Origin of the sequence: Methylomonas sp. (genome assembly GCF_023228165.1) — a bacterium.
GTDB lineage: Bacteria > Pseudomonadota > Gammaproteobacteria > Methylococcales > Methylomonadaceae > Methylomonas.
Genome location: NZ_JALOBS010000016.1, coordinates 41,182 through 60,416 on the forward strand (window position 1 = coordinate 41,182; position 19,235 = coordinate 60,416).

Consider the following 19,235-nt stretch of genomic DNA (forward strand, 5'->3'; position numbering starts at 1 on the left):
ATAATTGCATGGCGACTATTACCGTTCTCAACGGCCCCAATTTAAATCTGTTAGGTGTACGGGAGCCGGGTTTATATGGCAATAAAACCTTGCGGGATATTCAAGACAGTCTCGAACAGCTAGCCGCGACGCTTGGTCATGATTTGAATTTTTTTCAAAGTAACGCCGAGTTCGAGATTATCGATCAAATTCACCAGGCTTATAGCCAAGGTGTCGATTTTATCCTGATCAATCCGGCGGCATTTACACATACCAGCGTGGCGCTACGCGACGCCTTGCTGGCCACCAAGATTGCATTCATTGAAGTACATTTGTCCAATGTGCATGCCCGCGAAGCTTTCAGGCGACATTCTTATTTCTCGGATATCGCCGTAGGCGTTATCTGTGGTCTGGGAGCACGCGGTTACGAACTGGCTTTACAAGCCGCTCATCAGATATTACAAGAGAGAACTCAGAACAATGGATATTAGAAAAATAAAAAAACTCATCGATCTTATCGAGGAATCCGATATTGCTGAGATTGAAATTCGCGAGGGAGAGGAGTCGGTCAGAATTAGCCGTTATTCAGCTGCCGCGCAGCTTCAATACACCGCCGCGCCTGTTGCCGCTCCGGCATCGCTTGCCCCTGCGGCTGTAGTGCCGGCGGAAGAAAAAATCAGCGGTCACGTGGTTAAATCGCCCATGGTCGGTACTTTTTACCGTTCGGCATCGCCGGGCTCGCCATCGTTTGTAGAAGTCGGCCAGTCGGTTGCGGTAGGCCAAACCTTGTGCATCATCGAAGCCATGAAAATTCTTAACCAGATTGAAGCCGATAAAAGCGGTAAGATCAAACAAATTCTGGTTGAAAATGCCCACCCGGTTGAATACGGTCAGCCTTTATTCATTATTGAATAACAGGCCAGGTGACTACTATGTTTGAAAAAATTGTTATAGCCAACCGGGGCGAGATAGCGTTGCGCGTATTGCGTGCTTGCCGTGAGCTGGGTATTAAGACCGTCGCGGTGTTCTCGGAAGCCGATCGTGATTTAAAACATGTTCGTTTAGCGGACGAAGCCGTCTGTATTGGGCCCGCGCCGTCCGCGCAAAGTTATTTGAATATTCCGGCCATCATTAGTGCCGCCGAAGTGACGGATGCGCAAGCCATTCACCCCGGTTACGGGTTTTTGTCCGAGAACGCCGATTTTTCGGAAAAAGTCAGCCAAAGCGGATTTGTGTTTATTGGTCCCAGACCGGAAACCATCCGCATGATGGGTGACAAAATTTCCGCAAAAAAAGCCATGATAGCGGCTGGCATACCCTGCGTGCCCGGCAATGGCGATCCCTTGTCCAATAATGACGAGGCCAATCTGAAATTGGCCAGAGAAGTTGGGTATCCGGTGATTATCAAGGCGGCCGGCGGCGGCGGCGGGAGAGGCATGCGGGTCGTGCATACCGAAGCGGCGCTGGTCAATGCGATCGAGCTGACTAAAGCCGAAGCAATGTCGGCTTTCGGTAACGGCACGGTCTACATGGAAAAATTTCTGGAAGATCCGCGACACATCGAATTTCAGGTTCTGGCCGATTCGCACGGCAATGCCATTCATTTGGGCGAACGCGATTGCTCGATGCAACGTCGGCATCAAAAAGTGGTGGAAGAAGCGCCAGCGCCGGGTATCACTGCGGAGCAACGTAAACAAATAGGCGAGCGTTGCGCGCGTGCTTGCATAGATATAGGTTATTTAGGCGCGGGTACTTTCGAGTTTTTATATGAAAAGGGCGAGTTTTTCTTCATCGAGATGAACACCCGGGTGCAGGTGGAACATCCCGTCACGGAAATGATTACCGGCTTCGATATCGTTAAGGAACAATTACGGATTGCCGCCGGCCTGCCTTTGTCCGTCACTCAGGAGCAGGTTCGCTTCACCGGTCACGCCATCGAATGCCGCTTGAATGCGGAAGACCCGAAAACCTTTATGCCTAGTCCGGGCTTGATAGACCAGTTCCACATGCCGGGTGGGCCGGGTATCCGTTGCGAAACGCACATCTATAATGGTTATACGGTACCGCCTTATTATGATTCCATGATAGGCAAGCTGATCGCGCACGGCGACGACCGCGATAGCGCGATTGCCCGCATGAAAACCGCGCTCAGCGAAATGGTGATCGACGGTATTAAAACCAATATTCCTCTGCAACAAAGTATCATGGCCGATTCGGCTTTTGCTGCGGGCAGTCAAAACATCCATTATCTGGAAAAGAAACTGGGTATTCATTAATAAAGTATGTTGCGCGCCAGGTACGGCGTGCATTACTTACTTATTTTCCAAAGCAAACTATGGCATGGCATCAGCTTTCAGTGGTGACTGACGAGCATACCGCTCCGGAGTTGTCGGATTTTTTTAGCGAACTGGGTGCGGTTTCCGTGACATACAGCGATGCTGAGGACGAACCGGTCTATGAGCCGGCCATCGACCAGACCCAAATATGGAGCAATACCCGGGTGACCGCCTTATTTGAACTGGATGCCGATCTCGATGTGGTGCAAACCCTGGTGGCGAATCAATTCATCGGCCAGCCCCTGCGGCAATGGGTCGCCGAAGTGATTCAGGACCAGGTTTGGGAACGGGCTTGGATGGAGCATTTTCAGCCGATGCAGTTCGCCGGCACATTGTGGGTGTGTCCCAGCGGTCAGGAAATTGATGAACCCGATCAGGTTTGCATGACGCTCGATCCGGGCCTGGCGTTCGGTACCGGCACCCATCCCACCACGGCACTGTGTCTGGAGTGGCTGGCGGGACATGACTTGCACAGTAAAGTCATGATCGATTACGGTTGCGGTTCCGGCATTTTGGCGGTAGCGGCTTTATTACTGGGCGCCGAGCATGCTCATGGGGTGGACATCGATCCGCAGGCATTAACCGCCACGCAATACAATGCCGAGAAAAATCGGGTATTGGACCGCATCAGTTATTATTTGCCTGAACAGCTTTCCCTAGCCGATGCCGACATCGTGGTAGCGAATATTTTGGCGAAACCGCTGATCGAATTATCCGCCGTCATTGCCGCTTTGGTGAAACCGGGGGGAAGGTTGGTTTTATCCGGTATCTTGAATGAACAGGCCCAGGCAGTAGCTGAGGCCTATCGGGCGCGGGGGCTTACTGTCGCCGAGCCGGTCAGCCAGGAAGACTGGTGCCGTTTGGATGCCGAGAAGCCGGCATAAACATGTTTAGCCGTTGTCAGCATTGCGATTGCCAGCAACAGGTCACGACCCGGCAATTGCGCGATTGCCGGGGGTTATTGAATTGCGTTTCCTGCGGCAAAGCTTTCGACGCCTTGCCCTCATTGACTGAAATGGCCGAAGAGCACGTCGATACGCGGCAACATGCGGATTTGGTTCTTTCCGTGCCGGATAAACCTGCAGTCCGGGGATGGCGGATAGGCAATGCCTTGCTGTTAATGGTTTTGTTCGGGCAAGCGGGTTATTTTGAAAGGGATAGATTGATGCGGCAGCCGCAGCTGTATAGCGGGTTAGCGCAATTTTGCCAGGTTATAGGCTGCGGCTTGCCGGCGTATAGTAACCCGGCGGATTGGTCGATATCGCATAGCGAGTGGCACGCCCATTTAGATAATCGTTATCTGCTGACCGCCGCCTTGACCAATCAAGCCGAGATTGCTCAAGCCTTTCCGGCCTTGAAGCTGACGCTGACTGATTTCAGCGGTCAACCGTTGGCGGAGCGGGTGTTCGGGCCAAAAAGCTATGCGCGGGATTCTGTATTGGCCGCCAGTCGCACCGAGCAGATACACTTACCTTTAGTCGTCTCCGTCCCCGAAGTGGCCGGTTTCACTCTCACTGCGATGTAAAGCATGGATTATCCAGCGTTATTCCTTAAAAAACACGAAGACAAACGCCTGCGGCAAGGTCATCTGTGGGTGTTTAGTAATGAAGTCGATACCAAACGCAGTCCGCTGGATGGCTTCGGCGCCGGTGATGTGGCGGTGGTCAACGATAGTGGCGGTAAGGCGCTGGGTTTAGCTTACGTCAACCCCAATGCGCTGATCTGCGCGCGGTTACTGACTCGCAAACCCGCTATCAATATCGGAGAAAAATTTTTTAAAACCCGGTTGATGCAGGCGTTGGCCTTGCGGCAGCGTTTGTTCGAGCGGCCGTTTTACCGACTGGTATTCGGCGAAAGCGATGGCCTGCCGGGTTTGGTCATCGACCGCTATGGTGAGGTGCTGTCGGTGCAAATCACTACGGCCGGCATGGAAGTGCACAAACAATTGCTGGTGAAAGTGTTGACAGATTTGATTCAACCGGCCGCTATTTTGTTAAAAAACGACACCAGCCAGCGGCAATTGGAAAACCTGTGTTTAGAACCGGAAGTGGCCTACGGCGAATTGCCGGAAACCTTGGTGATCGAAGAAAATGACGCCCGATTTTTGATCGACGTCGCGGAAGGCCAAAAAACCGGCTGGTTTTATGATCATCGTTGCAGCCGGGCTCAATTTGCCGGCTGGTCTAAGGGGCTTAAAGTGCTCGATTTGTTCAGTTATGCCGGAGCTTGGGGTATTACTGCCGCGGTTGCGGGGGCGGCGGAAGTGACTTGCGTGGATAGTTCGGAAACCGCGTTGGCGTTGGCGACCGAAAGCGCTGCTTTGAATGGTGTGCGGGACATCATGCAGTTCGTGCGTAGCGATGCATTTGATTTTTTGAAACAGGCCAGGGAACAAGGTCTGCACTTCGACGCCATTGTGTTGGACCCGCCTGCTTTGATCAAACGCAAGAAAGATTACAAAGCCGGCTATGAAGCTTATCGGCGCCTCAATCATTTGGCATTGCAGGTATTGGCCAACGACGGCCTGCTGGTTTCAGCGTCTTGTTCGCACCATTTGAGCCGGTCGGATTTGCACGAAATTTTGCGTTCCTCGGCGCGACATATAGACCGGCATTTGGTGTTTTTTGCCAGCGGCGGCCAGGGGCCGGACCATCCCGTATTGCCTGCCATGCCGGAAACGGAATATCTGAAAACTTTTTTTTGCGCGGTATCCGGGCGGATATAGAGTCTGGCGACATGAAAAAAAATCACTACTCCTGCGACCTTTGCGGCCAACCGGTAAAAATGACCGGCTTCAGTTTCAACCATCCAACCGGGTTAAAGCAATTTTGTTGCGAAGGTTGTTTACGTATTTTTCAATTGCTCGATCCCGAGCAGCCCTTAAACCCTCAATCAACGGAGAAAACTTCATGAACACCCAAGGGGGCATAAAAGCCTGTGAATCCTGTGGAGACCGCGTCAATATCGGTTGCCATCATCAACAAATGTCAGTGGCATCCAGAGCAATCGGTCTATTGTTCGTCTATTTGCCGATCTTAACCCTGCCGTTTGTGATTACCAGCGCTTATTTGACTTATTTCAGCCTGAAGTTCGTAGGCGCGCAAAATGTCAAAAAATGGGGCGATTTTCTGCCGGACCGGGCCAGTCATCGTTACAGCATGAAAAATCAGATTGTCATGGATGGTTCGTTTAAGCTCAGCATGGCGCAATCCAAATTATTCTGGATCCTGAACTGCACTTGGTACTGCCCCTATAGCGTCGGCCTGTTCGAATGGCACGCCTACCTAGTAAAAGTGGTCGAAAACTGGTGGTGCCCGTTCGGACACAGCCGCAAAAACAGCTACACCGAAGGTGCCATCGACCAATCCTTCTGGCACATTTATCCGGAAGAAAAAGCCAAACTGACCGAAGAAGATAAAAATAATCCGATTTTTACCGTTGACGCTGAAAAGTCCGAGGGCTAGCTACATTCGTCCCGGCGAATTCGTTCAAAGGATTCGCCGATGTGAAATTGGTCACATAATCATTTTTCGGCTAAGCTTACCGATCAAGAGGCCCGTCAATGCTTGTTTGCTCGCCGCCGCCCGGAGCCGATATTTCAGAGATCGTTATTTAGCAGGTAAAGTTTATGTCCAATGTTCTTACGCTCTATACGAGTAGCCAATATTCAAGTTTGGGTAGTCGCCCGTTAGTAGTTTTAAAACCGAGCGCTATAGTTTTGAGCGTGGTTTTTGCGGCATCCAGCCACGCCCAATCGCCAATCGAAGGATTACTGCAAACGATACCGCAGCTGGATAGTTCGCAACAAAGTATGGCGGATGTCATTGAAATCGCTTGTCCTGCCCAAACCAATCTGGCTGACTTTCAGACCCGTTGTAATGCTGTTGTAAATGCCGCATCTCAGGGAGCGACATCCGATGTGTTAAATTCACTGCAACAAGTGTCGCCCGAGCAGATTCCTTCCCAAGGTATTTCGGCCACCCGCACGTCGTTTAATGTGATTGCTGGCCGGTTAGCCGCACTGCGGTCCGGGGCCAGGGGCTTTCAAGTGGCGGGTCTGGGGAAAACCGTGTTGCCGGTCAATCTGGCCTCGCTTCCCTCCGCGGCCGGCGGCGCTGCCGGGGATATCGATAGCGGATGGGATAAGCTGGGCGGCTTTATTAACGGTAATTTCAATACCGGTAGTGTCGATACGGAATTCAATCAGCTGGGCTATAACTTCAATAGCGGCAGCGTCAATTTCGGTCTTGATTACCGATTCAGCGATGCCTTGGTGATCGGTACCGCATTTACCTATATGCGCAGCGAATCCAGCTTCGATCGAAGTGGTGGCAGTCTAAACAGCAATGCCTACACCGGGGCGTTTTACGGCACTTACTACGCTACCGATAATCTTTATTTCGACGGGATCGCCAGCGTCGGTGGCGTCAATTACGAATCCACCCGGCACATCCAATACAGCGTGCCCGCGGAGACAGTGAATACATTGGCAAAAGGCACGCCCGGCGGTAATCAGTATTCGATCAGTTTCGGCAGCGGTTACAACTATGCGATGCAACAATGGACGTTTAATCCCTACGCGAAAGTCAATTACCTTAAGCTGGACGTAGACGGCTTTAGCGAAACCGGCGGTGCCGGTTGGGGGATGGCGTATAACGATCAATCGGTCGAGTCGGTCACCACCACGCTTGGCACGCAGGTTTCCTACGCGATGAGCACTTCATGGGGCGTGTTAATGCCTAACATTCGCGGCGAATGGCATCATCAATATAAAGACGGCAGCCGCAATATTGCGGTACGTTTCTTGGGCGATACCGCTAGCGGTTTGAACTTTAATACCGTGACTACTTCGCCGGATCGCAATTATTTCACGGTCGGAACCGGGGTGTCCGGTACCTTTGCGCACGGAGTCAGCGGCTTCTTCAATTACGATGCGCTGCTGGGATACAGAAGCGTGGAAAGCCATTTGTTTACAGTCGGCGCGCGTATGGAGTTTTAGCGGCTGGCCTGCGTTTCAGGCGGATAGCGATCATTACGCCAAGCCTACCCTCAAGTGCCCCGCCGTTGCGTCACCGACTTTAGTCTGTTTTGTTATTGAGGATTTATCTTGGGCAGCTTGCGTTTCAGCAATTGAAAAATATCGGCTTCAATAAAGCCGAAAGCGGCTATCCATAACAACGCGTCATATGCATCCAGCCAGGCTTGTTGCCAAAGCCAAAGGCCGGCCATGACAAGCAGGCCGGCAAAGAGGCCGATGGTCAATATCCAGCATACGCTGGCGTGGCGGATTACGATATCCGGACGGCGGACTTCCAGTTCCATCAAGGCGATAAGTGCAAACCACAGTAAGGAATTGCCCACATCCAGCCACTCGCTGTCGTGTAAATAGCTAAAAAATACCCAGATAATTACCGTGATCAGTGCGTTGCGGGCTCGCTGCAAGGTCTTTTCGGTCACCGGCAGCTGGTTGCCATGGGTTTCCAGTTCGTAAATTACCAGTAAAATCAGCCAGGTCAGGGCGTCTATGGCGGTGGTCAGCGTGTCGAAGATGGCATAGATGACGGCGTTTAAACTCAGCAAGGCCAGAATCAGTAATTTGGATTTTGGGTATTGCAGGCTGGATAGTGGGTTTGACATGCGCGGGCAAAACGCTGGAAATTATGACGATTTGCTTGGTTTAGCGGCGGTTTTATGGGTATCGATGCCTTGCTTATCTCGGCTCGATACCCATATCGCACGCTGACGGGTTACTTCACGAAACACGCTTTCTCGGCCGCGGCATCGGCTTCTTTCAATTGCTTGCGTAAATCCTTTCCATGCTTGGGGTCGCGGAACGCCGAGCCGGCTTCGCCCGGTGTTTTTTGCATTTGTACAAAGGTTCGGGCGGATTCGTATTCGGCAAAGCTAAGCTTTTCGGCGATTTTGTCGATTTTACAGCCGCAGGCATACTGGTTGATGTAACTGAGGCCGCCGTGTTTGGCTATGCATTCCAGCACGTAATCGACCCGGTCGCGGGTAGGGTAGTCGTTGACCGAAACCGCTGTTTCGGCAGCGTTTTCTGGTGTGGTGGCACAACCAGCTAATGCAATGAATAAAGCGCTGAGTAATAATGTCTGTTTCATGGTGTCTGATAGCTTAAGTGATAAAAATTATTGTTCGGCGGCAAAATCGACAATCTGTTTCAGTTGCGAGTTCATTTGCGCGGCAAATCGATTGAAGGCCGGATTATCGCTGTGTTCCGGGAGTAAATGGGTTTTGATGCGGGTTTTGCCGGAAAATTGATAGGTTACGACGTTGCAAGGCATGTAACCGATGGCGTGCGGGGTAATTTCCAGCATGGTCTTGGCCAGGGTCAGGTTGCAAAACTGCACGGTGTCGTATTCCGGAAACGCCTTGGCGCCCCTATCGCGGATCACTTTGCCGACCCGACTATGGCCGGTGATGCGAAAATTATGTTCGGCAATGGCAATTTCAAGTTCGGCTAGCACTTCGTCGTAGGGTTTGTCGGTTTCTACCTGGTAATGGTCGACGCGCTCGCTGGTCAACTGCTTATATTCCGGCTGCGCGGCGCAGCTTGCAATCAGCGGTAGGCTTGCGAAAATGGCGGCTTTTCTTAACATCATAAAAGCTTATCATTATGAGCGGGCAAAACAAAGTCAGTGGCGTGGTATTGGCCGGCGGCATGGCCAGTCGCATGCAGCAGCGGGACAAAGGATTGGTGATATTTAAACAGCGTCCGCTGATTAGTTATGCTTTGGCGGCCATGCAACCGGTTACGGACGAGCTGTTTATCAGCGCCAACCGAAATCGAAATCAGTATGAACTATTTGGGTTTCCGGTAATCAGTGATAGTAACGTCAATTTCGATGGCCCGCTCGCGGGCATGTTAGCCGCCATGCAAGCCGCACATTATCCGTTATTACTGGTTATGCCGTGCGACTCCCCATTTTTTACCTGCCAATATTTGCAACAGTTATTGGACGCGCTTAGCGATGAGACCGATGTTGCGGTTGCTTTTGACGGTGAGCGTTTGCATCCGGTATTCGTGGCGTTAAAAACGCATTTGCAAATAGATTTACAGGCTTATCTGCGGCAAGGCGAACGTAAACTACAAAACTGGCTGTTGCGGCATAACACCGTTAAGGTGGACTTAAGCCTGGCAACGGATATTTTTACCAACATTAACACGCTGTCGGACTTACAGAAGTTAGAAAGTAATGTCAGCAACGGGCCTGAATCGGTATAGTGAGTCGGCCAATATCATAACAAACGGACGAATCATGACTGAAACGCAATATCGATCGGTGTTTACGGATGCCACTCAGCAGCAACGTAATCATAACTTTGACGATTATTGGCTATTTACTCAAAACCATGGCGGTGAATTGTTTGAAGCTAAAAAAGATTTGCAGAAAAAACGCGCCCGTCTGGAATATTTTCAGGATAACCCGGTCAGTTTAAGGCGGCCTTTGGCTGATCCGGAGGCGTTCTACCGCAATTATGTAGAACTCCACGACGATCCAAAAACCCTGGATCGGCGGACACTGCTACTTTGCGCCATTTATAAATTTGCCCGCCATGAATGGGTGGGTATCAAGGCCGCCTGGGATGTGCATCCCGACATGGCGGATTGCCATACGGTGCAGACTAAAATCTCCCGGGTGCATTTGGCGGAAGAGTTTTGCCATGTACGCTTATTCGACGAAATGTTGAAAACCTGCGGCCTGGATAAAGTGGAATGGGTGCCGCTGTCGCCGGTTAAAGAAAAAATTTACCGGATGTTTCCGAAATTACCGGGTTTCATCCTCAACGCCCCGGCCTTTGTGACCGAATTAATGGGCGTTACTTTTTATTTCCATTTGTACGACAAGTTCGACGACATTCTGGCCGACGAACCCGAAGTCAGAGACAGGCTGAAACAGTTGCTGGACGAAATCACTATTGATGAAGTGGCGCATGTGGGCCAGCGCCGAAATTACATCGGTTCGCTAGGCATCAAAATAGCTAAATATCTGGTCAAGCCGTTTTACACCGGGTTCTTTAAAGACATACCGGAAACCGCCGAATTATTCGACATTCCACAAATGATCCGGGACGGTGAAACTTTCGACTTTAATGGTTTACACGAGCATATGTTCGAACGCACCTGGATACCGACCTATTGCAAACCGGCAGCCGCATAAGGCTGAGGTCATGTTAGCGATTTAGCCGCGGCAATCGCGGCTTGGCCCAAGGCCAGGCCGCCGTCATTCAGCGGATAACTTTGCGGCGTCAGTACGGTTTTACCCATGGCGCGCAACTGCCCGCTGACGCCTTCCAACAGCAAGTGGTTTTGGAAGGCACCGCCGCTTAATACGATGCAGTCCGTGCCGGTTTCCGTGCTGAATTTAATCAGCAGCGACACACTGGCCTCAATCAGACTGTGATGAATGCGGGCAGCGATGTCGGCTGTATCGATGCCGCCTTTCAAATCGTTCAGTACCGCCAGCCAGAGCCCCCGCCAACCCAATACCGCCATGCTGTTATCGCTGCTGATCGCCCAGGCGTCCTGATAGGCCTGCTGGCCTGCAAAGCGAGTTGTTGCCAGGGTTTCCAGAGCGATGGCGGCCTGGCCTTCGTAATCGATTTGTGCGGCGTGCAAGCCTAGCGCGGCGGCAAAGGCATCGAACCACCGCCCGCAGGAACTGCACAGCGGCGCATTGAGATTTTTCGCCAGCATGGTATCCAGGGTGGCTAGAGGTTTGTTGAGCAGAAATTTCAACATCTCCAATTCGGCATAGTCTTGTTGCAAGGTCGACCAAGCGAAATAGTGCTGCAATTGTGCGTATAAATTGCGCCAGGGTTCGCGCATGGCCTGGTTGCCCCCCGGCAGGGCGATGGGCTGGAAATGACCGAGACGGGTAAATTCACGATAATCGCCCAGCAGAAATTCGCCGCCCCATAATTCACCGTCATTCCCCATACCCAAACCATCGAAAATCGCAGCCAATACCGGCTTAGTGTCCAAGCCAATGCCATGCTCAGCCAGGCAGGCTACCAGATGAGCGTGATGATGCTGAACGGCGCTTAAACCGCAGTTTTCATGCGCAGACAGCGACTGGCCATATTGGCTGGATAAATAGCCCGGATGTCGATCGATCACGATGTGCTCGGGCTCAAATTGGTATAACTGTCTATATAACGCGATGGCGTTTCGATAATCATGTTGCACTGCAGCACTTTCCAGGTCGCCGATATGCTGAGACACCACGGCTTGACCCTTTTTTAGCAGACAAAAACTATTTTTCAGCTCGGCCCCCATGGCCAAAATGTTGCCGGTTTTTTCAAAGCCGGCTGGTAGCTGCAACGCTTGCGGGCTATAGCCGCGGGCGCGGCGCAACAGGCGGATTTTATTATCCATCAGGCGGGCTACCGAATCGTCTAGTCGATTGATGATGGCGCGGTCATGCAGCAACCAATAATCGGCAATGCCGGCCAGCTTGCTTTTAGCGTCTTCATTGGCGATGCATTGTGGTTCGTCGCTGATGTTGCCCGAGGTTAGTACGATGGGGGCCGACAAATGTTGTAACAACAAGCTATGCAGCGGGGTGTAGGGCAGCATGAAGCCCAGCTTGTCGTCGTCCGGCGCAATGCCTGGCGCCAATGTATCGCATTGCGCGTGCAGCAACACGATGGGGGCGGCTTTATCCTGTAAAGCGGCTGATTCCAGCGCATTGACAGTGGCATAACGAGCAATGGTTTGAATATCCCGGGCCATCAAGGCAAAGGGTTTGGCATAGCGGCGCTTGCGTTGCCGTAGTCTGTTGACAGCCTCGGCATCGGCGGCATGGCAAGCCAGATGAAACCCGCCCAGGCCTTTGATGGCGACAATGTAACCTAGGCGAATCAGTTCGGCCGTGTGACTGATGGGGTCTGATAGGTTAGTTAAGCGTCCTTGCTTATCTTCAAGCCACAAACTGGGGCCGCAGCTTGGGCAGCAATTGGCCTGGGCGTGAAAGCGTCGGTCGGCTGGATCGTCATACTCGCCTTGACATTCAGGGCACAGCGCAAATGCCGCCATACTGGTATGGCAGCGGTCGTAAGGCATTTGCTTAACGATGGACAAGCGCGGCCCGCAATGGGTGCAGTTAGTGAACGGATAACCATAGCGACGGTTGTTGGGATCGGCAATCTCGGCCAGGCAAGCCGGGCAGGTGGCGGCGTCGGCGGCAATCGGCGTTTGTACGTCATTGTGTTGACTGTTGATGATACGAAATTCCGTGCTGCTAGCAGCCCCCTCAAAAGCCTGTACCTCCAGGCTGTCGAGTAGGGCTAAAGGGGGTAATTGCAGGGGGATTTGGCGGATGAATTCGTTTAAGTCGGCATCGCTGCCAAAGGCATGAATCATCACACCTTCGCCATCGTTCCACACTTCACCCGTTAAGCGATGCTGGCGCGCCAAATGCCAGATGGTCGGTCGAAAACCCACCCCTTGCACCACGCCGCGAGCACGGATGGCTTTGCCCGGCATTAGCAGATGCGCGGCAACTGCTCGCCCACCGGCCAATCGACGATGCGCCGGCCGCCGAAGTCGGTGGTCATTTGCACGAAACCGTGCGGATCGTCTATCACTTCGCCAATGATGGCCGCATCCCGGCCCAGCGGATGCGCCCGCATGACTTGTAACAGTTGCTCGGCGATATGCGCGGAGCAAATGCACACCAGCTTGCCTTCGTTGGCGACATACAACGGGTCCAGGCCCAGAATTTCGCAGGCGGCTTTGACTTCGGCTTTCATTGGAATGCAGGTTTCATCGATCAGCATGCCCACCCCGGACTGCTTGGCCAGTTCGTTCAAGGCCGTGGCCAAGCCGCCGCGTGTTGGGTCGCGCAGGCAGTGAATATCGGCTGGCGCAGCAGTTACCATGTCAGAAACCAGGCCGTTAAGTGCGGCAGAATCGGACACGATGCTGGTCTGGAATTGCAAATTTTCCCGCCCGGCCATGATTGCCACGCCGTGATCGCCCATAGTTCCACTGACCAAGATGGCATGGCCTGCTTGGGCGCGGTCGCCGGAAATCCTCACCGCATCCGGCACCAAACCCACTCCGGTGGTGGTGATGAATACGCCATCGCCTTTGCCGCGCTCGACGACTTTAGTATCCCCCGTGACAATTAGCGTGCCGCAGGCTTTGGCGGCGGCTGCCATGCTGATGACGATGCGTTCCAGATCGGCCAGCGGCAGGCCTTCTTCCAGAATAAAGCCCGCCGCCAGGTACAAGGGTTTGGCCCCCGACATGGCTACATCGTTGACGGTGCCGTGCACGGCCAAGGAACCAATATCGCCGCCCGGAAAAAACAACGGCGAAATCACATGGCCGTCGGTGCTGATCACCATTCTGCCGGCTGGGACGTTGAATAGGGCTTGGTCGTTATGCTGGCGCAACAAGGCATTATCGAAATGCTTGATGAACAAGTCGTCGATCAACTGCGCCATGGCCCGGCCGCCGCCGCCATGACTGAGATCGACGTGACCGGATTTTAGATTTAGAGAAGAGGTGTAAGCTTTAAGCACGGAATTAGTGTCGGTTATGCAGGTTGGAGGGAAGAAATTGTTTGCTAAATCGAATTCACTCTTAGCTTGTTATTCTGTTCAGCCAGAAATGGGGTTTCCGATGTAAGTGGGCAACTGCAACAATTACGATTTTGTTAGAGTCGATGCCGTACAAAATCGCATAAGGGAAGCGATTTACCAAACAACGTCTCAAACCATAACCTATGGAAACATAAGCGTCAGGGTAAGCAACGATTCGTCTTATTGCTGCATCCAGCTCGTTCAAAAACTGCAGGCCCAAATTGCCTTACTGGGTTTCGTACCATTCAACAGCTTGATCAAGTTCGATTTCAGCTGCCTCCAGGAACTCAACACTCATGGTTTATATTTCTGCATCACGGCTTCATAACTAATGGTTTTTAGCTGTCCATCTTTGTACGCTTGCCAGCGTTTGGCAGCCTCGTCATGCCAGACGCTGTCGACTTCTGGAGTCGATATATCCAAGTCGGCAAGTAACCGTTCCGCTAGACGTAATTTTTCCAGCGGCAGCAACTGGCGGGCTTGTTGGTAAATTTCTTGACTGTTTGGCATGGATGGCTCCTGATGCAGTTTTTACGGTTATTCTAACTTTTAGCAGACTTATTTCTAAGCCTCCCATAAGACCAATAGGCCGCGCAAGCGCCTTCGGATGACACCATGCAGGAACCCATCGGGTTTTCCGGGGTGCAGACAGTACCCAACAACTTGCAATCCTGCGGTTTTTTGGCGCCGCGCAAAATCGCCGGACATTCGCAGCCTTTGACATCGCTGGCCTGAATCGCCGGCATGTCGAAGCGCTGTTCGGCATCGAAATCGGCATAAGCGGCCTTGATTTTTAAGGCGCTGTTGGGGATAAGGCCCAAGCCGCGCCATTCGAATTGTGGCCGCAGTTCCAATACCTCGGCGGTCAAAGCCTGGGCTTTTTGATTGCCGTCGCGGGTGACCGCGCGGCTGTATTCGTTTTCCACCACATGACGCTTGTCGTTGAGCTGGCGGATCAGCATCAAGGCGGATTGCATTACGTCAAGCGGTTCGAAGCCGGCAATGACGATGGGTTTGTCGTACTGTTCGGCAAAAATTTCGTAAGGTCGGCTGCCGATCACGCTGCTGACATGAGACGGGCCGAGAAAAGCGTCGATGGCGACCGGCACCGGCGCGTCCAATATGGCCTGCATGGCGGCTGGTGTCAGCACGTGGTTGCAGAATACGGAGAAGTTCGTCAGTCCTTCAGCTTGCGCCTGTTTGATCACCACCGCAGTCGGCGGGGTGGTGGTTTCGAAACCGATGGCAAAAAACACCACCTGCCGCTCCGGGTTGTCGCGGGCGATTTTCAACACATCCTGGGTGGAATACACCATGCGGATATCGGCGCCGCCGGCCTTGGCTTTTAACAAACTGTTACGGCCGGTGGCCGGCACTCGCATTAAATCGGCATAGGTACATAAAATGACGTTGTGTTGCTCGACCAATTGAATCGCATTATCGATGCGCCCGGTCGGCAGCACGCAGACCGGGCAGCCGGGGCCGTGAATGAATTCGACATTGGCCGGCATCAAATCCTGCACCCCGTAGCGGAAAATCGCGTGCGTATGACCGCCGCAAAACTCCATCAGCCGGTAATGGCGATCGGGATGCACGGTTTGGGCGATGGCCTGCGCCAGTTGTTGCGCCAGATCGTGCTGGCGAAATTCGCTGATGTATTTCATGGCGTGCTCATTAAACCGGCTTCGGCGAACAGAGCCAGGGTCTTGATGGCCTCGTCTTCGTCGATCTTGTTCAGCGCGTAGCCGACATGAACCAGCACATAGTCGCCGACTTGTACGTCGTCGACCAAGGCCAGCGAGACTTCAACTTTAACGCCGTCCACCGAGGCGGTGGCCATGCCGGTGTCGGGGTGGAGTTTGGTGATTTGAGCGGGGAGGGCTAAGCACATGGTTTTGCCTTTGTTTAATTGTGTCGCTATGCGACGGTTTATTTTAATGCCGGTTCCCGCACCGGCGGGCGGGATACTTTCGCTACGAAAACCATCCCGTGCAATTACTTGTGTAGGTGCGATTAGCGATAGCAATCGCACGAACAGGATTATTTAACATTCCTCCGATTACGCTTTGCTAATCGGAGCTACGCGAACTTTGTTTAATTGTGTCGCTATTACGACGGGTTTTTAATGCCGGTTCCCGCGCCGGCGGGGGGCGTAGGCTGGGTAAAGCGGAGCGAAACCCAGCAATAATTGATTAATGCTGGGTTTACACTATCGTTTCAACCCAGCCTACAAAACTACAAAATATCGTTGTTATACCAAAATAACCGTTGGAGTAATTCCATTCCCGTTATGCCGCGCAGGATTAAAGCGGCATCCGGGTGTCTTTTCTTTTGGTTTCTTTTCTTTGGACAAGCAAAGAAAAGAAACCCGCCCGCCGGTGCGGGAACCGGCATTAAAACAATCCGTCGCGATAGCGACACAAAACTATTGCCAAGACCATTTTAATTTGCCCTCACCCTCACCCTAGCCCTCTCCCAAGGGGAGAGGGGAGCGTACACCATAAAATTCAATCAAGCATACTCAATCCGTTGTAACTCCAACTCTGCCCGCAACCACTTCAACCAACTCTCCATGCCTTCGCCGGTCTTGGCCGACAACGACAATACCTTAATTCTTGGATTCACCTGTTTCGCATAACGGATGCATTCCGCGCTGTCGAAATCCAGATACGGCAGCAGGTCGGTTTTGTTCAAGATCATCAAATCGGCGGCATGGAACATGTCCGGGTATTTGATGGGTTTGTCTTCGCCTTCGGTGACCGACAGGATCACCACTTTATGCGCCTCGCCCAAATCAAAAGCCGACGGGCAGACCAGATTGCCGACGTTTTCGATAAACAGCAGGCTGTGGTTGGGCAGATTCAAGCTTTCCAAGGCGTGACCAACCCGATGCGCGTCCAGATGACAGCCTTTGCCGGTATTTATTTGCAAAGCCGGCACGCCGGTGGCGCGGATGCGGTCGGCGTCGCGGGCGGTTTGCTGGTCGCCTTCGATCACGCCGATGGCATATTCCTCCTTCAAACGGCTGATGGTTTCGGTCAGCAACGTGGTTTTGCCTGAGCCGGGGCTGGAAACCAGATTCAAGGCCAGCATGCCGCGCTGGCTAAAATAGTGGCGATTTTCGTCGGCATAGCGATTGTTTTTGGCCAGGATGTCCTGCTCGATTTGCACCATGCGCGCCTGGGTTAAGCCCGGTGCGTGCGCGTGTTCGGCGCCGTGGCTGTGGTCATGGTCATGATGATGGTGGTCGTGGCTATGATCGTGCTCGTGTTGTTCGTCGTGCGAGTGGGTAAGGCCCTCGCCGCAGCCGCAGATGCCGCACATTATTCAACCTCCAGTTCTTTAATTCGCATTTGATCGCCGCCGTTTATTTGTAATTGATGACTGCCGCACAGCGGGCATTCGTCATAAAGCTGCTGCACGACTACATTTTTAGCACATGGCAGGCACCAGGCCTGGCCGGGTATATCGATAATTTCCAGCCTGGCCTGATCGGCCAAGGAGTTTTTAACCACAAGTTCGAAACTAAACCGCAAGGCCTCAATCTCCACGCCGGCTAAGGCACCGATTTCCAGCCACACTGTTTTCACCTTGCTGTAGTGTTGCACGGCGGCTTGTTGTTCCAGGGTTTGCAGAATGCTTTCACACAGCGACATTTCATGCATGGACTTCTACCTCATCAACTTGTTCCATCAAGGTTAAACGGTATGTTACGCAAGGATCAATCGCGTTGATCAATAGCGCCGCCTGGCGTTGCAAGTCTTCGACGGTATCAGCCCGTAAATTTTGCAAGCCTTGCGTAACCACGCCGCCGGGATGAAAATTCCATTCGGTTGGGGCGACAATAGCGTAATCGTACACGCGTCCGTGCCGTAACGCCAGACGATGAATCAGCAGGCCGCGCGCCGCGGCGACTTGCGCCAGACCGACGCCCTCATGGCCGAAATGGCTGCCGGAAGCTGGGGTTTTGCTGATCAGTTTGTCTAAAATGCCGGCCACTTCCAATAAACTTGCCGTCAAACGCACCAGCAAGCCGTTGCCGTAGTGGCCGCTTAATGCCGCCAACAAGGGATGGGTGCATTGCCGGTTCAATGGCGTGACTTCCCAGCATTGGTTTTGCCAGTGTGGAAACCGGCTGAATTGACCCAGGTCGACCTGTTGCCACTCGGCATGCAGGCGCTCGCAATTGATGGCTGGCAAACACATCACAGCATTGTTGCCGGCGGCTTCCCAGTCGCGGTGATATACATAAGCAAGCAAGCGGGCGGGCAGGGCGGAGTTTTGCGAGATCCAGTCGCCCAACTGCGCTTCGCTGCTTAGCGACAAAAATTGTTGCAGACGGTTGCCAAACAGGCAGCCGTCTATCAGTCCAGTCAACTCATTAATGAGTTGTAACAGTCGATTAAAATCCAGCTCGCCACGCAGACGGCTATGTAATGTGAAGGCATCGCCGTCCTCAAACAGCAGTTGTTTAAATCGGGTGTCGAATTTAAGTAAGGCCGCCAGCGCGGTTTTGTCGGCGGGCAAATCCACGAAGCCCGACCAATCCAATCCCATGCGCCAGACATGTTCGCGCAAGATTTCCATATCGACCAACAGCTCCCTGGCCCGGTCCGCCTCTACGGGAGCCGGCAGGCCAAGCGCGGCTCGGCAAGCCAGTAGGGCCGCGTAGGCTTGGGCGTTGCCGCACACGCTGAACAGCAGGGGCAGTTGTTCCAACAGTTGTTCCGGCGTCTTGCCGATCAAGACCCGAGCCGCTTGGGGGCGGCGCAAATCGATGTTAACCCGCCGGGCGCGGCCATGGTGATGCGCGAGTCTAATGTCGATTTCGCCGCCGGCCGCCACTTATACGTTTCCTAACTGGCCGCGCAATAAATCCCGTCGGCTGACGGCACGGGGTGCCGGCCTGGTCAGTAACCCTTGCCAAGCCGATTGGGCGGCGGCGATTGCCGAGCCCTGATCGATAAATTGGAACATCGGCGAAAACAGCGAACATTGGGCGTATATACCCAGCCGGGTTTCTTGAGCGACCGTAAAGATAAAATTGCCGGCCGGAAAGCTCTGTTCGAACTGGTTCCCCGCCGACAATTCCAGCCAGGGATTATTCTTATCGGGCAGTATCAGCAAATTCATAAACCATGGCGTCACCAGCACACCCGGCCAAAGGTCGCCGAATCGTTCGAAACCGATGGCGTGCACCGACAGCAGTGGATTGACCACAGGCAGGCCGCGCATACGCGTCGCCAGTATCTGGTTAAAAGTGGCTTCCAAGGCGGATTTGATTTGCTCGCTATCCAGCCACGGCAT

Annotated in this window: 23 protein-coding genes; 10 read left to right on the forward strand and 13 right to left on the reverse strand. The window is 52.9% G+C overall.

Annotated elements, in window-relative coordinates:
• The first annotated feature begins 8 nt into the window (after positions 1-8).
• The 8 genes from aroQ to M0R33_RS13415 all read left to right on the forward strand — a co-directional run bounded on the left by aroQ (position 9) and on the right by M0R33_RS13415 (position 7,314).
• The gene (aroQ, locus tag M0R33_RS13380) at positions 9-470 is read left to right on the forward strand and encodes a type II 3-dehydroquinate dehydratase (protein ID WP_292569923.1); all 462 of its coding nucleotides are present in this window, start codon (positions 9-11) and stop codon (positions 468-470) included.
• Positions 460-894: an acetyl-CoA carboxylase biotin carboxyl carrier protein gene (gene accB, locus M0R33_RS13385; protein ID WP_292569926.1), complete on the forward strand. Its 435-nt coding sequence runs from the start codon at positions 460-462 to the stop codon at positions 892-894. The genes aroQ and accB overlap by 11 nt, the downstream gene beginning before the upstream one ends.
• 17 nt (positions 895-911) lie before the next feature.
• Positions 912-2,255 (forward strand): acetyl-CoA carboxylase biotin carboxylase subunit, encoded by a 1,344-nt coding sequence (gene accC / locus M0R33_RS13390; RefSeq protein WP_292569929.1) that lies wholly within the window; start codon positions 912-914, stop codon positions 2,253-2,255.
• A gap of 59 nt (positions 2,256-2,314) precedes the next feature.
• The gene (prmA, locus tag M0R33_RS13395) at positions 2,315-3,199 is read left to right on the forward strand and encodes a 50S ribosomal protein L11 methyltransferase (RefSeq protein ID WP_292569932.1); all 885 of its coding nucleotides are present in this window, start codon (positions 2,315-2,317) and stop codon (positions 3,197-3,199) included.
• 2 nt (positions 3,200-3,201) lie between these two features.
• Complete coding sequence (locus M0R33_RS13400; RefSeq protein ID WP_292569935.1) at positions 3,202-3,840, forward strand: DUF3426 domain-containing protein; 639 nt, start codon at positions 3,202-3,204, stop codon at positions 3,838-3,840.
• A gap of 3 nt (positions 3,841-3,843) precedes the next feature.
• Positions 3,844-5,040, forward strand: a complete 1,197-nt coding sequence (locus tag M0R33_RS13405; RefSeq protein ID WP_292569938.1) for a class I SAM-dependent rRNA methyltransferase — start codon at positions 3,844-3,846, stop codon at positions 5,038-5,040.
• A 184-nt stretch (positions 5,041-5,224) separates the two neighbouring features.
• Positions 5,225-5,779: a hypothetical protein gene (locus tag M0R33_RS13410; protein WP_292569941.1), complete on the forward strand. Its 555-nt coding sequence runs from the start codon at positions 5,225-5,227 to the stop codon at positions 5,777-5,779.
• A 164-nt stretch (positions 5,780-5,943) separates the two neighbouring features.
• On the forward strand, positions 5,944-7,314 hold the full coding sequence (locus tag M0R33_RS13415; RefSeq protein ID WP_292569944.1) for an autotransporter outer membrane beta-barrel domain-containing protein: 1,371 nt from the start codon (positions 5,944-5,946) through the stop codon (positions 7,312-7,314).
• 92 nt (positions 7,315-7,406) lie between these two features.
• Here the strand turns inward: M0R33_RS13415 and M0R33_RS13420 are convergent, their stop codons facing one another.
• From M0R33_RS13420 to M0R33_RS13430, 3 genes are all read right to left on the reverse strand, one after another.
• Positions 7,407-7,952 carry a hypothetical protein gene (locus M0R33_RS13420; protein WP_292569947.1) on the reverse strand — a complete coding sequence of 182 codons (546 nt, stop codon included), beginning with the start codon at positions 7,950-7,952 and terminating at the stop codon, positions 7,407-7,409.
• Between the two features lie 110 nt (positions 7,953-8,062).
• On the reverse strand, positions 8,063-8,437 hold the full coding sequence (locus M0R33_RS13425) for a hypothetical protein (RefSeq protein ID WP_292569949.1): 375 nt from the start codon (positions 8,435-8,437) through the stop codon (positions 8,063-8,065).
• A gap of 27 nt (positions 8,438-8,464) precedes the next feature.
• Complete coding sequence (locus tag M0R33_RS13430; protein ID WP_292570128.1) at positions 8,465-8,935, reverse strand: DUF302 domain-containing protein; 471 nt, start codon at positions 8,933-8,935, stop codon at positions 8,465-8,467.
• Positions 8,936-8,952: 17 nt separating this feature from the next.
• On the opposite strand from M0R33_RS13430, the gene mobA reads away from it, so the two are divergent.
• Both mobA and M0R33_RS13440 read left to right on the forward strand, forming a co-directional pair.
• Complete coding sequence (gene mobA / locus M0R33_RS13435; protein WP_292569952.1) at positions 8,953-9,561, forward strand: molybdenum cofactor guanylyltransferase MobA; 609 nt, start codon at positions 8,953-8,955, stop codon at positions 9,559-9,561.
• Between the two features lie 34 nt (positions 9,562-9,595).
• Positions 9,596-10,498 (forward strand): hypothetical protein, encoded by a 903-nt coding sequence (locus tag M0R33_RS13440; protein WP_292569955.1) that lies wholly within the window; start codon positions 9,596-9,598, stop codon positions 10,496-10,498.
• A gap of 8 nt (positions 10,499-10,506) precedes the next feature.
• On the opposite strand, the gene hypF is transcribed toward M0R33_RS13440, so the two are convergent.
• The 10 genes from hypF to hybE all read right to left on the reverse strand — a co-directional run bounded on the left by hypF (position 10,507) and on the right by hybE (position 19,235).
• Entirely contained in the window at positions 10,507-12,825 is a 2,319-nt protein-coding gene (gene hypF / locus M0R33_RS13445) for a carbamoyltransferase HypF (protein ID WP_292569958.1), read from the reverse strand.
• The gene (gene hypE / locus M0R33_RS13450) at positions 12,825-13,868 is read right to left on the reverse strand and encodes a hydrogenase expression/formation protein HypE (protein WP_292569961.1); all 1,044 of its coding nucleotides are present in this window, start codon (positions 13,866-13,868) and stop codon (positions 12,825-12,827) included. Before hypE ends, hypF begins: the two co-directional genes overlap by 1 nt.
• A gap of 61 nt (positions 13,869-13,929) precedes the next feature.
• The gene (locus M0R33_RS13455; protein ID WP_366043843.1) at positions 13,930-14,148 is read right to left on the reverse strand and encodes a type II toxin-antitoxin system RelE/ParE family toxin; all 219 of its coding nucleotides are present in this window, start codon (positions 14,146-14,148) and stop codon (positions 13,930-13,932) included.
• Between the two features lie 74 nt (positions 14,149-14,222).
• Positions 14,223-14,438, reverse strand: coding sequence for an addiction module protein (locus M0R33_RS13460; protein ID WP_292569966.1), 216 nt, complete (start codon positions 14,436-14,438; stop codon positions 14,223-14,225).
• 32 nt (positions 14,439-14,470) lie between these two features.
• Positions 14,471-15,592, reverse strand: a complete 1,122-nt coding sequence (gene hypD / locus M0R33_RS13465) for a hydrogenase formation protein HypD (RefSeq protein WP_292569967.1) — start codon at positions 15,590-15,592, stop codon at positions 14,471-14,473.
• Positions 15,589-15,819, reverse strand: a complete 231-nt coding sequence (locus M0R33_RS13470) for a HypC/HybG/HupF family hydrogenase formation chaperone (protein WP_292569969.1) — start codon at positions 15,817-15,819, stop codon at positions 15,589-15,591. Before M0R33_RS13470 ends, hypD begins: the two co-directional genes overlap by 4 nt.
• A gap of 620 nt (positions 15,820-16,439) precedes the next feature.
• Positions 16,440-17,252, reverse strand: a complete 813-nt coding sequence (hypB, locus tag M0R33_RS13475; RefSeq protein ID WP_292569971.1) for a hydrogenase nickel incorporation protein HypB — start codon at positions 17,250-17,252, stop codon at positions 16,440-16,442.
• Positions 17,252-17,593 (reverse strand): hydrogenase maturation nickel metallochaperone HypA, encoded by a 342-nt coding sequence (gene hypA / locus M0R33_RS13480; protein WP_292569973.1) that lies wholly within the window; start codon positions 17,591-17,593, stop codon positions 17,252-17,254. Before hypA ends, hypB begins: the two co-directional genes overlap by 1 nt.
• Positions 17,586-18,773, reverse strand: coding sequence for a Ni,Fe-hydrogenase I large subunit (locus M0R33_RS13485; RefSeq protein ID WP_292569976.1), 1,188 nt, complete (start codon positions 18,771-18,773; stop codon positions 17,586-17,588). The genes hypA and M0R33_RS13485 overlap by 8 nt, the downstream gene beginning before the upstream one ends.
• A complete protein-coding gene (hybE, locus tag M0R33_RS13490) occupies positions 18,774-19,235 on the reverse strand; it encodes a [NiFe]-hydrogenase assembly chaperone HybE (protein WP_292569978.1) in 462 nt (153 codons plus the stop codon).

Excerpts from the sequence above, each read along its gene's own strand:
- accC (WP_292569929.1), top strand. The coding sequence starts at position 912 with ATGTTTGAAAAAATTGTTATAGCCAACCGGGGCGAGATAGCGTTGCGC.
- M0R33_RS13415 (WP_292569944.1), top strand. The coding sequence starts at position 5,944 with ATGTCCAATGTTCTTACGCTCTATACGAGTAGCCAATATTCAAGTTTG.
- M0R33_RS13420 (WP_292569947.1), bottom strand. The coding sequence starts at position 7,952 with ATGTCAAACCCACTATCCAGCCTGCAATACCCAAAATCCAAATTACTG.
- M0R33_RS13460 (WP_292569966.1), bottom strand. The coding sequence starts at position 14,438 with ATGCCAAACAGTCAAGAAATTTACCAACAAGCCCGCCAGTTGCTGCCG.
- M0R33_RS13470 (WP_292569969.1), bottom strand. The coding sequence starts at position 15,819 with ATGTGCTTAGCCCTCCCCGCTCAAATCACCAAACTCCACCCCGACACC.
- accB (WP_292569926.1), top strand. The coding sequence starts at position 460 with ATGGATATTAGAAAAATAAAAAAACTCATCGATCTTATCGAGGAATCC.
- hybE (WP_292569978.1), bottom strand. The coding sequence starts at position 19,235 with ATGCCGTGGCTGGATAGCGAGCAAATCAAATCCGCCTTGGAAGCCACT.
- hypD (WP_292569967.1), bottom strand. The coding sequence starts at position 15,592 with ATGAAATACATCAGCGAATTTCGCCAGCACGATCTGGCGCAACAACTG.
- M0R33_RS13430 (WP_292570128.1), bottom strand. The coding sequence starts at position 8,935 with ATGTTAAGAAAAGCCGCCATTTTCGCAAGCCTACCGCTGATTGCAAGC.
- M0R33_RS13425 (WP_292569949.1), bottom strand. The coding sequence starts at position 8,437 with ATGAAACAGACATTATTACTCAGCGCTTTATTCATTGCATTAGCTGGT.
- hypF (WP_292569958.1), bottom strand. The coding sequence starts at position 12,825 with ATGCCGGGCAAAGCCATCCGTGCTCGCGGCGTGGTGCAAGGGGTGGGT.
- M0R33_RS13440 (WP_292569955.1), top strand. The coding sequence starts at position 9,596 with ATGACTGAAACGCAATATCGATCGGTGTTTACGGATGCCACTCAGCAG.
- M0R33_RS13405 (WP_292569938.1), top strand. The coding sequence starts at position 3,844 with ATGGATTATCCAGCGTTATTCCTTAAAAAACACGAAGACAAACGCCTG.
- hypA (WP_292569973.1), bottom strand. The coding sequence starts at position 17,593 with ATGCATGAAATGTCGCTGTGTGAAAGCATTCTGCAAACCCTGGAACAA.
- hypB (WP_292569971.1), bottom strand. The coding sequence starts at position 17,252 with ATGTGCGGCATCTGCGGCTGCGGCGAGGGCCTTACCCACTCGCACGAC.
- aroQ (WP_292569923.1), top strand. The coding sequence starts at position 9 with ATGGCGACTATTACCGTTCTCAACGGCCCCAATTTAAATCTGTTAGGT.
- prmA (WP_292569932.1), top strand. The coding sequence starts at position 2,315 with ATGGCATGGCATCAGCTTTCAGTGGTGACTGACGAGCATACCGCTCCG.
- M0R33_RS13410 (WP_292569941.1), top strand. The coding sequence starts at position 5,225 with ATGAACACCCAAGGGGGCATAAAAGCCTGTGAATCCTGTGGAGACCGC.
- mobA (WP_292569952.1), top strand. The coding sequence starts at position 8,953 with ATGAGCGGGCAAAACAAAGTCAGTGGCGTGGTATTGGCCGGCGGCATG.
- M0R33_RS13400 (WP_292569935.1), top strand. The coding sequence starts at position 3,202 with ATGTTTAGCCGTTGTCAGCATTGCGATTGCCAGCAACAGGTCACGACC.